Below are 13,144 nucleotides of genomic sequence, written 5' to 3' on the forward strand. Positions count from 1 at the left end.
GGTTCGGTTTTTTTCGGTTCGCACGCGCGGTCAATCTGTTAAGCCGCCATTCAGACAGAAAGAGCGATAATTACACAAATTTCGCCGTCTCATGCAACCTTGCTAAAATAACTTGCCTTGAGGCCGAACAAACAACCGCTCGAAAAAGACGCTCGGACTGGATTGAAAATTTGACCTTGTTTCAGGTTTACACACGCGCTCTGCGCTATCTGACCGTACATAAATGGCGGGTGACGGTGGTCGTCATCGCCAACGTCATTCTTGCAGCGATCACCATCGCCGAACCGGTGCTGTTCGGCCGGATCATCGACGCCATCTCTTCCGGCACCAACGTCACGCCCATTCTCATTCTTTGGGCGGGTTTCGGTGTCTTCAACACCGTCGCTTATGTGGCCGTCGCCCGCGAGGCCGACCGGCTGGCCCATGGCCGGCGCGCGTCGCTGCTGACGGAAGCCTTCGGGCGCATCATCTCGATGCCGCTTTCCTGGCACCATCAGCGCGGCACATCCAATGCCCTGCACACGCTGCTGCGCGCCAGCGAAACGCTGTTCGGCCTGTGGCTCGAATTCATGCGCACGCATCTGGCCACCTTCGTCGCACTGGTGCTGCTTGTGCCGACCGCCATGTCCATGGACCTGCGCCTCAGCTTCGTGCTGATCGGCCTCGGTATCGTCTACTGGTTCATCGGCAAGTGGGTGATGGGCCGCACCAAGGACGGCCAGGCTTCGGTTGAAGAACACTATCACAGCGTTTTTGCCCATGTCAGCGATTCCATCAGCAACGTGTCGGTGCTGCACAGCTACAACCGCATCGAGGCCGAAACGAAAGCGCTGAAATCTTTCACCGAAAAACTGCTGAGCGCGCAATATCCGGTGCTCGACTGGTGGGCCTTCGCCAGTGCTCTGAACCGCACGGCCTCCACCGTTTCGATGATGATCATCCTCGTCATCGGCACCGTGCTGGTGAAAAACGGCGAGTTGCGCGTTGGCGATGTCATCGCCTTCATCGGTTTCGCCAATCTCCTGATCGGCCGTCTGGACCAGATGCGCCAATTCGTGACGCAGATTTTCGAAGCCCGCGCCAAGCTCGAGGACTTCTTCGTACTGGAAGATTCCGTCAAGGAACGGGAAGAACCGGGCGATGCGCGCGAATTGTCGAATGTCTCCGGCACGGTGGAGTTCCGCAACATCAATTTCGGTTTCGCCAACACCAAGCAGGGCGTTCACGACGTTTCGTTCACGGCCAGGGCCGGCGAGACAGTCGCGGTCGTCGGACCGACAGGGGCTGGCAAGACCACGCTCATCAACCTTTTGCAGCGGGTCTACGATCCCGATTCCGGCCAGATCCTGATCGATGGGACCGATATTTCGACGGTGACGAAAAATTCGCTCCGCAACTCCATCGCCACGGTGTTTCAGGATGCCGGCCTGCTGAACCGCTCCATTCGCGAAAACATCCGTCTCGGCCGTGAATCGGCCACCGATGCGGAAGTAGTGGAAGCAGCGTCAGCCGCAGCGGCGACGGATTTCATCGATAGTCGCATCAACGGCTACCTGACCCAGGTGGGTGAACGCGGCAACCGCCTGTCCGGCGGCGAGCGCCAGCGCATCGCCATTGCACGCGCCATCCTGAAGAACGCTCCCATTCTGGTTCTGGACGAAGCGACCAGTGCGCTGGACGTGGAAACGGAAGCCCGGGTGAAGGCCGCTGTCGACGCACTGAGAAAGAACCGTACGACCTTCATCATCGCTCACCGCCTTTCCACGGTCCGCGATGCCGATCTTGTCCTCTTCCTTGATCAGGGCCGGATCATCGAAAAGGGTACTTTCGATGAGCTGAGCCAGCGCGGCGGACGCTTTACCTCGCTGCTGCGCACCAGCGGCCTGCTGACGGAAGACGAAAACCAGCAGCCCCGGCCAAAGGCCATTGCCTCCTGAGGGCTTGGCTAACGGAATGAAGACAGGGCGGACAGCATGTTGTCCGCCCTTTTTCTTTGTGCGCTTCCCGACGGCCCGCCAGATCACAGGTCGCCTATCGGAGAATTCCGGTCAAGGAACTCGCCAGCCAGAAATCGATCTGCCCGAAGGGGAGGAGATTTCCCAGAAAGGCGACAATACCTGCTGCGAGATTGGTCAGGAAAACTCCAAGCAATACGCCAAGCATTATTCCGACACTCGTTTTCCGGGGGTAGCGCGCCAACCAGCAGGACAACGCCAGGGAAAGAATGGCGAGCAACGCCAACAGTGCAAGCTCTGTGAAAGATGCGCTGAATTGCAAGATAACTCCCCTCCGATCGACCGACTATTCGCGACTGCTGCTTTTCTCGAAAAGAGATTGACGAGACAGTCCGCACCGACGATCCGGCACCGCGCCATCAAAGCCTTCGCCAATATGATCCTATCTCGGTGCTGCAGGACCTTCCAGCCGATGTTGCGAAGAAGGCCCGGGCTCCGTAGATGATCCGACCCATAGACTGAGCGGAGGCCAGGGTAGTCCAATAAAGATTCAGGCCCCCGCGTTACCACGGGAGCCTGATTTTAAAGGCGAACGGAGACCTGATCGTCTCAGTCGAAGGGGATCACCCAGTCATCTGCCGACAGGGCCTTGCCATCGACGGAAACGGAGACTTCCGCCGTATCGGCCTTGCGGCTTACGACGATATCCCTGGCCTTGCCGTCGAGCGTGATCTTCACCGAGAAGCCGCTCCAGTCCTCCGGCAGCGACGGCGAAATATGCAGCTTGCCGTCGGTGCGGGTGATGCCGAGAATACCCTCGACGGCGGCGCGGTAGAGCCAGCCGGCGGAACCCGTGTACCAGCTCCAGCCGCCACGGCCCGCATAAGCGCCTTCACCGTAGACATCCGCAGTCACCACATAGGGTTCGACCCGATAGGTTTCCGATGCTGCCGCATCGAGCGCATGATTGACGGGGTTGAGCAGCTTGAAGCAGTTCCATGCCTCCTGTGCCCTACCCTGCTTCGCAAAAGCAAGAACCACCCAGGTTGCAGCATGGGTATATTGTCCGCCGTTTTCGCGCACACCCGGCGGATATCCCTTGATGTAACCCGGATCATGCGGCGCACGCGAGAAGGGCGGCGTGAACAGCCGGATGATACCGGTCTTTTCATCGACCAGATGCTCCATGACGGCATCCATTGCCTGCCGCGACCGAGCCTCTTCGCCTTCGCCGGAGAGAACGCTCCAGCTCTGGCCGAGCGAATCGATCCGGCACTCCTCGCTTTCGGCGGAACCGAGCGGCGTGCCGTCATCGAAATAACCACGCCGGTAATAGCTGCCATCCCAACCCGCTGTTTCCAGCGCATTGCGCAGCCTTTCCCGGTGCGCCGCCCATTTGCCGACGCGCTCGGTATCGCCACGCTTTTCCGCAATCTCGATGAAATCGCGCAACGCTCCGGACAGGAACCAGCCGAGCCAGACGCTGGTGCCCTTGCCGCCCACGCCGACACGGTTCATGCCGTCGTTCCAGTCGCCGCCGAGGATCAGCGGCAGACCATTTTCGCCAGTGCGATGAATGGCAAGATCGAGCGCCAGCGCCGCATGCTCATAAAGCGTGGCGGATCTGTCGCTGGTTTCCGGCTGGAAGAAGGCGTCATGCTGGCCGGGCATCAATGCCGCGCCCTTCAGGAAGGGGATGCTTTCATCGAGTATGGCGGCATCACCCGTGGCCGATACATATTGGTTGATCGCATAAGCGAGCCAGACCACATCGTCCGAAATGGTGGTGCGAACACCGGCGCCCGTCAGCGGCAGCCACCAGTGCTGCACATCGCCTTCCGGGAACTGGCGACCGGCCGCGCGCAGAATCTGCTTGCGGGCGAGATCCGGCTGATAGAGCAGGAAGGCCAGCGTATCCTGAAGCTGGTCGCGGAAACCGAAGGCGCCGCTCGACTGGTAAAAGGCGGTACGCGCCAGAATGCGGCACGCCAGCGCCTGATAGGGCAGCCAGTTGTTGACCATGTGGTTGAAGCCGGAATCGGGCGTGGAAACCTGCAACTGGCCGGTAAAGCCCGTCCAGAACGCCTTGCTCTCATCCAGCACCGTCTGGAAGTCCGCCTTGCGAACGTCCTTTACCAGCGCTTCGGCCTCTTCCGCATTGTCGGCATCGCCGAGAATGAAGGTCATGTGCCGTTCTTCGCCGGGCTTCAGGTGGATTTCCTGCATCAGCGCAGCACAGGGATCGCCGTCGACCTCCGTGCTGCCGCTGAGTGCAGCGCCGGACACGATGCCCTGCGGCGCCTGTGCCGAACCGAAGCGGCCGATGAATTCCCGGCGGCTGGTGGTAAACCCGCTCGCCTCGCTGTCGAGCGTCAGGAAAGCGGTGCGGGCGCTATAGTCGATGCTATAGGGGTTCGACGCGAAGATCGCATTGTTACCGGCATCGTGCCTGCTCAGAATGAACGGCGCGGATTTCTGGCCGTTATTGCCGAGCACCCATTCCACATAGGCATAGACCTTCAGGCGGCGGCTTTTCGAACCCTTGTTGCGAACGATGACCTGCGAGAACTTGACCGGTTTTTCGCGATCAACGGTCTGCGTCAGCTCGACTTCGAGCGTATCCGCTACACCGGTCAGCACGGAATATCCGAGGCCATGACGGGTTTCAAACATGGCTTCGGGATCACGCGACAGCGCGGCACACGGCGTATAGAGCTTTCCTGTCTCCACATCGGCGACATAGAAAGCCTCACCCGGCCGGTTGATGACCGGATCGTTGCTCCACGGCGTCAGCTGATAGTCGCGCGAATTGCGGCTCCAGCTGAAACCGGCGCCTTCGGCCGAAATATGGAAGCCGAAATTCTCGTTCGAGATGACGTTGATCCATGGATGCGGCGTGGACTGCCCGCCATTGAGGCGCACGACATACTCCTGACCGCTTCTGGCAAAACCGCCGAAACCGTTCCAGAAATCGAGATCGCCTGCATCCTCCACCGGCTCCGCAACAGGGAAGACCAGAACAGGCAGACGGGCCTGTGCAGCGTCGCTCGTGCCGTCGGGGCCGCGATGGGCCGCAAACAGCGATACCGCGCGGTTGATCTGATCGACGATCTTGCCGTTACGCACATGGAGGACAACGCGGGAGGCGGCCAGAAGCGCGCTCCAGGTCTCTTCATCCATCAGGTCGCGGCGCACCGAGAAGACGTGCGGACGACCGCCATCGGCAGGATTGATGCGGCGCTGCGCCTCGGAAATATGATCGAGCGCATGCTGCATGTCCTGCGCATAGGACGCGGCCCGTTCGTTGACGATGACGAGATCGAAGATCACACCGCGTGAACGCAGATATTCATGGGCGCTCAGCGCCTCACGGGCGATATCCATGTCCATATCGTCGTTGATGCGCAGGCTGAAGATCGGGAAATCACCCGAAATCGCAAGCGGCCACAAGGCGCGCTGCGAGGCAAGGCCCGTTTTCAGCGTTTCAGAATCCGCACGCAGATGCATGTCCGGATAGGTCAGATAACGGCCGAGATGCTGGAAGGCGGCCGCCTGCTGCGAGGTGACGCCCACATGGCGCATCTGCACCTGCGTGCGCGTCCAGGCATGCACCAGTTCATGCGCGAAGGCGTCCGGATGACGATAACGGTCGATTGCCTTATCGACTTCCTCGCGGCTCGGCGCGGCAATCGTCCAGAAGATCACGCTCACCTTCTTGCCCGCCGGCACGCGCACCGTGCGTCGCAGCGACAGGATAGGATCGAGTGTGAAACCATCCGTGCTGGAAAGCGTCGCACCCATATCAAAGGCAGCGGCTTCGCGCAGCGACCGACCGCGACCGATGAACTTGGCGCGATCCGTCTCGAATTCCGTCGGGCGCGACGGGCCGGCATTGTCGGCCGCCAGATGCGCAATGACGGTACCCGGCTCATTCGGGCTGCGACGGTTGCGCCATGCGCGGATGACATCGCCGCGCCGGCCGATTTCCGTCTGCACGAACATGCGCGAGAACAGCGGATGGGCGTTATCGTCATCTTCAGACGCGATGACAGGCTCCATATAGGAGGTCACTTCAATATAGCGATCCTCGGAACCGACGTTCAGCAGCGTGATACGGCGGCCTTCGGCATCATGCTCGGTGGCGACGATGCATTCAACGACGCTCTGCAGATCGCCTGTTGTCTTGTGGAACTCGGCCTTGTCGTCGGTGAAGATCGTTTTGGTCTTTTCGCCTTCAATGACGCGCGGCTCGGCCGTCGCACTCCACCATTGTCCATTGGTGGTGTCGCGCAGGAAGATGAAGGTGCCCCAGCGATCTTCGGTCGGGTCGGCTTTCCAGCGGGAAATCGCCTGGCCGTTCCACTTCGAATAGCCTGCACCCGTGGAGGTGAGCATCGTCGAATAATGGCCGTTCGAGAGGAACACCACTTCGCGGTCGCGCACCGCCGGATCGGCGATGGAGCGCACTTCCGCACGCAACAGGTCTGCCTGTTCCTTGCCAGGCGTTTCCGGCTCGTATTTGGCGCTCATGACCGGAACTTCGCGCGGCGCCTTTTCCTGCAGCAGCAGCTCAGCCGCCTCGATCACCGGATCGGAGTGGAACAGTTCGCGCAGCACGCCATCAAAGGCGACGTTGGCGACAGCCGCAATCGACATGCCATGGTGGTGGGCATAATAGTTATAGACCACCGCGCAGACCTTGCCGTCAGGCACACGTGTCGGCGTGAAATCCACCGCGTCATGGAAACCATATTGGCCAAGCGCCCCAAGCTTGCGCAGCTTGTCGAGGTTCTCGAGCGCGCCATCAGGATCATACTGGCTGGCGAGGATCGACGCGTAGGGCGCGATCACCGCATTCTGGCCAAGGCCGCGCTTGAGGCCAAGGGTCGGCACACCGAAGTTGGTGTACTGGTAATTCATGTTGTGATCGCGGGCGTTGAACGCCGCTTCGGAAATGCCCCATGGCGTGCCGAGACGACGGCCATGGTTCATCTGTTCCTTGACGATCAGATTGTTGGTCTGGTTGAGAATGCCACCCTGACGCTCCTGCATGACGAGCGGCGGCATCAGATATTCGAACATCGAACCCGACCACGACACCAGCGCGCCCTGCGCACCGATCGGCACGACCTGACGGCCGAGACGATACCAGTGCTCGGTCGGCAGATCGCCCTTGGCGATGGCAAACAGGCTGGTCAGACGGCATTCGGAAGCCAGAAGGTCGTAGCAGGCCTCATCCAGCTCCTTGCTTTCGACACGATAGCCAATCGACAGAAGACGGCGATCCTTGCGGTAGAGGAACGTGAAGTCCATCGAGAAGGCAAGGTTGCGGCTACGGTCGCGCAGCGAGGCAAGGCGCTGGCGCAGCGGCTCCATATTGGTGAGATCGATGGCGCTGTCGGAAATATGCGACTCGCAGCATTCCACCAGCAATTGCGCCCAGCGCGTCACTTCCGCGCTCTGCGCCGACTTCACCTCATGATCGACATTGGTAGCAAGTTTCTGGATGTCGCGTGCGAGCACCGCCAGATTGATGACACGGATCGACGCAAATTCATGCTCGCGCTTGACGGAGGCAAGCGCGTTCGAGAAGCCGATGATACGCTCTTCAAGACGGCGATGCAGCGGGCGCAGGTTCTTGCGGTTGTCGGGCAGCGCCTTCAGCGTTTCGCGCAGGATACCGGCGACGTCGCCGATACCGTCGAGATTGCCCTGAAGATGGGCGGAAGGGGCTTCCGCCCAATCGCGGCAGGCGGACGAAACCGCGATCAGGTGACCGGCGAGATTGCCGCTGTCCACGGCCGAAACATAGCGCGGACCAAGCGTCTGCAAGGTGTCAGTGTGATACCAGTTGTAGAGATGGCCGCGATGTTTCTCCATCTTCTCGACGGTCTGGATCGTATTCTCGATCCGCTCCAGCGTATCGGCAAAGCTGATCCAGCCGAACTGGCGTGCCGAAATGATGGACAGCAGATAGACACCGATATTGGTGGGCGAAGTACGCGAGGCGACGATCGGCTCCGGCGTTTCCTGGAAATTGTCCGGCGGCAGGTGGTTTTCCTGCGGCGTCACAAAGGCCTCGTAATAACGCCAGGTGCGGCGCGCGATCTTGCGAAGCTCGAAGGAAACGTGTTCCGAAACGAACAGCCGGTCTTCGGTTTCAGCCGACTGGCTGACATACCAGGCAACGGCAGGCGACAGAACCCAGAGCAGCGTGAAGGGAATGCCGATCAGGAAGGCGTTATCGCCCGGCAGCGCCGCAAACAGCAGGCCGAGCATCGCCACCACGGGCGCATGCCACATCTGGCGGTAATAATCGACGATGCTGCCCTGCGCGCTCGATTGCATGCTGGCGGCGGTACGCCATTCCAGCATCAGCTTGTGGCTGACGAGCAGGCGGTAGAGCGAACGGGCAATCGCATCCGTCATCATGCAGGCGGCATCGGCGATGAAGACGATACGCAGCGCAACCTGTGCATTGGTGGCGCGGATTTCCGACCAGATGGTGTGGAAATGCGCCTGCGGCACGATATCGGTGGAACGCGGCACGAGGCCGGAGAGCAGCGAAAGCGTGGGCGCGACGAAGAGCGAGAAGATCAGCAGGATCTGCCAGATCAGCGCGCCGAGCGGATCCATGAAATACCAGCCGAGAATCGAGGCGAAGAACCACGCGATCGGTGTGAGCGAGCGGCGCAGATTGTCGACCATCTTCCAGCGGCCGATGGCGGTAACGCCACGGGCACGGTCAAGGATGAAGGGAAGCAGCTGCCAGTCACCACGCGCCCAGCGATGCTGGCGCGACACTTCCACCTCGTATCGGGTCGGGAAATCCTCGACCAGTTCCACATCGGTCACCAGCGCGCAGCGCGCAAAGGAGCCCTCGAGCAAATCGTGGCTGAGGATGGAGTTCTCTTCGATACGGCCCTTCAGCGCCGCCTCGAAGGCATCCACGTCGTAGAGGCCCTTGCCGGTGAAGGTGCCTTCCGAGGTCAGGTCCTGATAGACGTCGGAAACGGTGAAGACGTAAGGATCGATACCGCGATTGATCGAAAAGACGCGCTGGAAGACGGAAGCGTCCTTGCCTGTCGTCAGCGAGGGCGTAACGCGCGGCTGCAGCAGCCCGTAACCTTCGACAACACGGCCGGACACAGGATCGATCACCGGACGGTTGATCGGGTGATGCATCTTGCCAACGAGCTTGGTCACCGCATCGCGCATCAGGCGCGTATCGGCATCCAGCGTCATGACGTATTTGACATCGGCCGGCACGATGTTTGCGCCGCCGAGGAATGTCGTATCCTTGTCGCCGCGCAGCAGCATGTTCAGCTCGTGCAGCTTGCCGCGCTTGCGCTCCCAGCCCATCCAGCAGCCTTCGGCAGGATTGTAGATACGGCGGCGATGCAGCAGGTAAAAACGTGTCTTGCCGTCAAAGGCATAACGGCTGTTCAGCGCCGCAAGCTCGCGCTTGGCATAATCGAGGATCTCAAGATCCTCATCGGATTGCTCATATTGCGCATCGCGCCAGTCGCTGACGAGCGAGAAATAAATCTCGCCATGCGGATTGGCGAGATAATGCACCTCGATATTGCGCATCATTTCGTCAACGCTGTCGCGGCTGGTCAGCATGCAGGGCACGGCGACCAGCGTGCGGGCATCCTGTGGAATGCCGTTCTTGAACTCGTATCCGACCAGCCGGAACGGCTTCACGAAGAAGGTGACGAGCGTGTTGAAGAGGCCGGTCGCGCCTTCGGAGGCCGGCAATGCGAACATCAGCAGGAAGGCGGTCACGACATACCAGGGCATGCCGGCCTGCGCCAGGAACCAGCCGACAGCGAGCATGGCGAGCGCAGTGATCAGCAGCACCGGCGCGGCGATTGCCAGCCAGTTGAACTTGCGCATCGAGCGCACGATGCGCTGCGACACCAGCGGCCGGTAACCCAAAGCCTTTTCAAGCTCGAAGCGGCGCTGGCCGACAAGCACGGAGCCGACATTGACGCGATGGGTTTCATCCGCACCGGCCGGCGTCTCCGAACGCGCCATTTCGACAGCGGCGCGCGCAACCTCGACTTCGGTCTTGGGAGAACGGCGCGCCAGAAGTTCGATCGTGTTGCGGTAGGTGTTGCGCGAACCGAAATCGAGAACCTCGTAGTCGGTCTCTTCGCGCAGAACCTTGTCGATATGGCTGACTTCTTCGAACCACACCGACCATTCAGTATCGTCGATCTCGCGCAGGCTCTTGACGATGTTGCCCATCGTCACATTGCCGGATGCCAGGCGGTTATGCTCCGACATCATGACGTTTTCAGCATCGGTGCCGGCAGCGTGAAGACGCTCTTCGAGCCAGGCAACGGCAAAACCGGAGGTCTGCGAACCGTTCCTCAGACGATAAAGGAACTGCGTCGCGAAAGTCGGGTCGTCGACCAGCGAATCGACCTGCTTGAGAAGCGCTGCCGAGGCTTCCGCATCGTTCAGACGGATGATTTCATCGACGACCTCATTTGCCTTCTGTCGCATGCGGCGCGAACGCTCCACACGGATGGAGATACGGCGGAGATTTTCGATGAGGACAAAACGGATGATCGACGGCAAAGCCCACAATTCGCCGATCTGCAGCGTCTTCGACGTCTGGTAGCCATCCACCAGCGCCGTCATGTTTTCGCGCGAAACCGTGCTGTGGGTATGGGCGACATAAAGCCAGCCGAGCGCCATGACCCGCGGGATCGTCACCCCACCCACCGTCATCGTCGGCAGCTGGCGATAGAACTTGCGCGGAAAATCGCGGCGGACTTCCTGGATCGCCTCTTCGATGACGTAGTGGTTGTCGAGCAGCCATTCCGCCGCTGGCGTGATCGTCGCGCCATTTTCCGCATCGACAGCCGTCGTGCGGTAGACCCTGAGGATTTCCTTCTCGTTCTCACGATGACGCTCGAAGAAATCGAATTCCATGAAGCCGGGAAGACTGTCGGCGCCATCGCGCGAAAGCGCGGCGCCCGCATCATGCAGTTCCTCCACCGTCATATAGGACGCGCGGATCGAATCGTTGTGATCGATCTGCTTCGTCTCGGAATCACGGGCGGCGGCGGTCGGGGTAATATGAAATGACATCGGGCTCGTATTCTGAACTTTATGGAAACTTGTTCGACTTGACCGGCATTTCGTCCGTGGCGGGAACACGCACGAAAATCGGGCCACGCTATATTTATGACTTATCCTGAACCTTCGGTGAACCGGACCGGACGCTGTGCGGAACGGATCGTCAAGTGCAGAATATCCGCAGGCGCGTCATGCTGCAGCGTCATTATTCCGCAATATCTGCAAAGCTGGAGATCGGCGCGGACAGGGCGTTTTCGATGAGGGGAAGAAAATGGCGTCGTTCGGCCCGGCAATGCCGTTCCGACCGGATTTCGCACCCTCCCCGATGGCGAAAATTGTTCGCGCAACGTCCGATAATCCCCCGTTGACAACCTGAAGGGCAACACGAACCGAGAAGCCCGCGCTACATCCGAAAGAAGCTAATGCCTCAGGACGTCAATAGTTCCATGCCACCTGTCGCGGCACGATGCAAGCGCTGAATTTCGGGGCATTTCCGGGCGGGCTACGCCCCTTACGCATGGCTGCATATGCTGCTATGTCATTTGCAAAAGGCGCCGGAAAAAACGGCCGAACCCGGGACTTTAAAAATGACCAGACAGACCGCAAATCTCGCATCCTTTGCCAACCATATGCCGGATGTGGTGGCCATTCGCCGCCACCTGCACCGCAATCCCGAAATCGGCCTTTCGGAGTTCAAGACGTCGGATTTTATCGCCGAACAGTTGGCGGCAATGGGCTATGAGGTTACGCGGGGACTGGCCGGAACCGGGGTCGTCGCCACACTTCGCAATGGCGACAGCACCCGCAGACTCGGCATCCGCGCCGATATCGACGCCCTGCCGATCCACGAAGAGACGGGGGCGGACTATGCGAGTGCCAATCAGGGCGTGATGCATGCCTGCGGCCATGACGGCCACACCGCCATGCTGCTCGGCGCGGCAAAGATCATTGCGGAGCGCAAAAATTTCGACGGAACCCTGCATCTGATCTTCCAGCCGGCGGAAGAGAATTTCGGCGGCGCCCGCATCATGATCGAGGACGGGCTGTTCGAACGTTTTCCCTGCGATGCGGTTTTTGCCCTGCATAACGATCCGGGCGTGCCCTTCGGGCAATTCGTGCTGCGCGACGGGCCGATCCTTGCCGCCGTCGACGAGTGCAAGATCAGGGTCAACGGATATGGCGGCCACGGCGCCGAACCGCAGGATGCGGCCGACCCCATCGTTGCCGGCGCAAGCATCATCATGGCGCTGCAAACGGTGGTGTCACGCAACATCCATCCGCAATTGTCGGCGGTCGTCACGGTTGGCGCGTTCCATGCCGGTGCTGCCAGCAACGTCATTCCCGAAACGGCGGAAATGCTGCTGACCATCCGCTCCTTCGATCCGGGCGTGCGCGACGAGCTGGAAAAGCGCATCCGGGCGATAGCCGAAGGCCAGGCCGCCAGCTACGGCATGAGCGTCACCATCGATTACGAGCGCGGTTATAATGCAACCGTCAACCACAAGGCGGAAACGGACTATGTCGCCAGTCTCGCCCGGCGTTTTGCCGGACCTGAAAAGGTAGCCGAGATGCAGCGCCCATCGATGGGTGCGGAAGACTTCGCCTATATGCTAGAGAAACGGCCCGGCTGTTATTTCTTCCTCGGCACCGCGCGCACGGATAACGACCCGCCGCTGCACCATCCGAAATTCGATTTCAACGACGATATCCTGCCGATCGGAACCGCATTCTGGGTCGATCTGGCCGAAGATTACCTGAAGGCATAAGTGACCATGAAAAAGGCCGGTCGGAGGAGCGACCGGCCTTTTGTTCTCAAATTACCTGATGAGAAAATCGGGAGGATCAGGGAACGAGACCGAAGATGACCGCGGCGACAAAAGCCACGCAGACGCCGACAAGAGCCGCATGAACCGAATCTTTCCAGTTGCGCGGCGACTGGGGCTGCGAGACAAAGTCTTTTACTTTTCCTGCCTTGGAATAAGACATTGTACACTCCCTTCCTGCTCGGCCCTTCAAAGCGGGCATTGCTTATTTCACTTATAGAATAGCTTTATTCCCCACTGTTTCAGTAGAGATAAAATTCCATAAGATTGGCG

The 13,144-nt window shown here is 60.0% G+C and carries 5 protein-coding genes; 2 read left to right on the forward strand and 3 right to left on the reverse strand.

Annotated elements, in window-relative coordinates; translation table 11 throughout:
* Nucleotides 1-170: 170 nt before the first annotated feature.
* Nucleotides 171-1,937 (forward strand): glucan ABC transporter ATP-binding protein/ permease, encoded by a 1,767-nt coding sequence (locus O3W47_RS15470; RefSeq protein WP_269314089.1) that lies wholly within the window; start codon nt 171-173, stop codon nt 1,935-1,937.
* A gap of 94 nt (nt 1,938-2,031) precedes the next feature.
* On the opposite strand, the gene O3W47_RS15475 is transcribed toward O3W47_RS15470, so the two are convergent.
* Both O3W47_RS15475 and O3W47_RS15480 read right to left on the reverse strand, forming a co-directional pair.
* Nucleotides 2,032-2,277, reverse strand: coding sequence for a hypothetical protein (locus tag O3W47_RS15475; RefSeq protein ID WP_269314090.1), 246 nt, complete (start codon nt 2,275-2,277; stop codon nt 2,032-2,034).
* Between the two features lie 287 nt (nt 2,278-2,564).
* Entirely contained in the window at nt 2,565-11,060 is an 8,496-nt protein-coding gene (locus tag O3W47_RS15480; protein WP_269314091.1) for a GH36-type glycosyl hydrolase domain-containing protein, read from the reverse strand.
* A 575-nt stretch (nt 11,061-11,635) separates the two neighbouring features.
* On the opposite strand from O3W47_RS15480, the gene O3W47_RS15485 reads away from it, so the two are divergent.
* Nucleotides 11,636-12,814 (forward strand): M20 aminoacylase family protein, encoded by a 1,179-nt coding sequence (locus O3W47_RS15485; protein ID WP_269314092.1) that lies wholly within the window; start codon nt 11,636-11,638, stop codon nt 12,812-12,814.
* Between the two features lie 76 nt (nt 12,815-12,890).
* Here the strand turns inward: O3W47_RS15485 and O3W47_RS15490 are convergent, their stop codons facing one another.
* On the reverse strand, nt 12,891-13,034 hold the full coding sequence (locus tag O3W47_RS15490) for a hypothetical protein (RefSeq protein WP_003505150.1): 144 nt from the start codon (nt 13,032-13,034) through the stop codon (nt 12,891-12,893).
* Between the last annotated feature and the right edge of the window lie 110 nt (nt 13,035-13,144).

It is taken from the genome of Agrobacterium sp. LMR679 (assembly GCF_027157905.1).
Lineage (GTDB): Bacteria > Pseudomonadota > Alphaproteobacteria > Rhizobiales > Rhizobiaceae > Agrobacterium > Agrobacterium leguminum.

Bases quoted from the DNA above. Each gene is read 5' to 3' on its own strand.
- O3W47_RS15480 (WP_269314091.1), bottom strand. From the start codon at position 11,060: ATGTCATTTCATATTACCCCGACCGCCGCCGCCCGTGATTCCGAGACG.
- O3W47_RS15485 (WP_269314092.1), top strand. From the start codon at position 11,636: ATGACCAGACAGACCGCAAATCTCGCATCCTTTGCCAACCATATGCCG.
- O3W47_RS15490 (WP_003505150.1), bottom strand. From the start codon at position 13,034: ATGTCTTATTCCAAGGCAGGAAAAGTAAAAGACTTTGTCTCGCAGCCC.